The following is a 2,174-nucleotide window of genomic DNA, read 5'->3' on the forward strand; positions in this document are numbered from 1 at the left end:
GGGTACTACCGCTATGGCTGTGGTAGTAGATGTGTTAGGTAATGACAGTGATAGCAACGACGATATTGACCCAACCAGCGTCAAATTGATTGATGCCAGCGGCGTAGAAGTCACCACATTAACCGTGGCTGGTGAAGGCGAATGGGTGGTTGATGCCGCAACAGGTGACGTTACCTTCACACCAGAGGGCAGCTTCACTGGCGATCCAACGCCCGTTGAATACGTGGTATCTGACACAACAGGTGAAAAATCGGCTCCTGCAACCATCACTGTGGACTACCCAACTGATGCAGTAGATGACAGTGTCTCTATGCAAGAAGATTCAGACACTATCTCTGGAAATGTATTGGATAATGATAAAACTGGTTTGACAGTAACTGCTATCCAAATAGCTGGTACTGACTACAGTGTTGGAACTGCGGTTGATATTCCAAATGTGGGTACAGTACAGATTGATGCAGATGGTGCGTATAGTTTTACACCGGTAGAAGACTATAGCGGTGAGGTTCCTGATATTACTTATACCGTTAGCGATGGCACTACGACAGATACCGCAAACTTAGATATTGAAGTGACAGCTGTTGCTGATCAACCAACAACCGGTTCTTTTGAGCTTGATCCACCTGGACTAGTACTAAATTATCAATCATGGTCCAATGCTAAAAGCGTAAATGGTCAGAACTTATTGGCAAATAAGGGTTCTGGTGCAAGCGAAGAAGTGTTGATAGGTGCCATCGATGATCTAAGGAGTGGTGGGGTTACAGCTAATGACGATAGCACTGCTGTCACTGATAATGGTATTATCACAACAACTAGCTTAGTTGCCACTGATCTACCTGAGTATGATGCAGTTTATATTTCAGGTTATGTGTTTCTAGAGGCTGGTGAAACTTATATGTATTCAGGAAGTGGTGATGACAGTGCTTCTATCGTCATTGGTGACAACGTTTCTTCTTTACATGTGAACTGGAGAGGCACTAACACTAGCGGGAATGGTGAGTTTGACGTAACCGAGTCAGGTTACTATAGTTTCCAGTTCTATGCGCATAATGCAGATGGCATAGGTAATTATGACTTTACCATTCAGAATACTGATGGAACAACAGAAATGAAGTACTACCAAGACCTTTCTGCAATAGAAGGTAGTTTGGCAGGTACGAGCTATATTTTAGGTGATTATGATGCTGGCGTTGATGGCAGCGACGATACTGGGTTCTATTCAGTAAGTAGGGGTTATGAGGGCGCTTCTGCTGATAGCATTGAGCTAATAGGTATTAATTTGCAAACGACGGATACAGATGGTTCTGAGTACTTGTCATTTGAAATGGCGGGTTTACCAGCTGGTGCCATTCTTACTTTCCAAGATGCGCTTGGTAACGAGCACTCAGTAACTACAGACGCAAATGGTACAGCCAGTTATACGCCAACAGTAAGTGATGCAGGCACAACTGAATACAGTGATTTTACGCTAACAGTTGGAGATACTATTGCGTCGTCACTCGATGTGAGTTTGGTAGTAACGTCAACTGAAACACTCAACGGTGATAGTTCAACCTCCACACTAGACTTTGAAGTTGAAGTGACGAATGCTAGTAGTAGTGATGATACTATTGTATTTAACGCTGATAGCACCTCGATGAATGGTGGCGATGGCACAGATACCTTGCTCATTGATGTCGATGGTACTAGTATTGACTTTAGTAACTTTAATAGCAGTGCATTTGAGAGCCTTGAAGTTATTGATATGACAGGTAATGGGACACAGGCGCTAACGAATCTCACCACAAGTGATGTGCTTGAAATCACTAATGAGACTGTGATGACGGATAAAGGCTTGATCATCAATGGTGATAGCGCAGATAGCGTTTCGCTATCTGGTAGTGATTGGACAAGTGCTGGTACGACTACGCAAGATAGTAATACTTATAATGTCTATAGCTTCGCTGATACTGACGGTACTCATGAGCTATTGATCCAGACTGATATTACCACTACTGTGTTATAACGTTGTAGTATAGGGGAAGGCTGTTATAGTTACCTAGATCTGCCTAGATACTAAAAATCTTATTGTTATTTATAAAAGCCATAATTCGTTATGGCTTTTTGTTTCCTTGTTACCTCTTAATCAAGTAGCTAATTCTGGATTGAGTGCTTTTTATTATAGAGTTGAGTTC

1 protein-coding gene is annotated in these 2,174 nt (G+C 42.4%); it reads left to right on the top strand.

Annotated elements, in window-relative coordinates:
• Positions 1-2,005, top strand: a 2,005-nt coding sequence (locus tag ACT3SX_RS14810) for an Ig-like domain-containing protein (protein ID WP_444761821.1), incomplete at its 5' end; no start/stop codon positions are given.
• Positions 2,006-2,174: the final 169 nt, after the last annotated feature.

This window comes from Psychrobacter sp. AOP31-B2-9 (assembly GCF_052378005.1).
Classification (GTDB): domain Bacteria; phylum Pseudomonadota; class Gammaproteobacteria; order Pseudomonadales; family Moraxellaceae; genus Psychrobacter.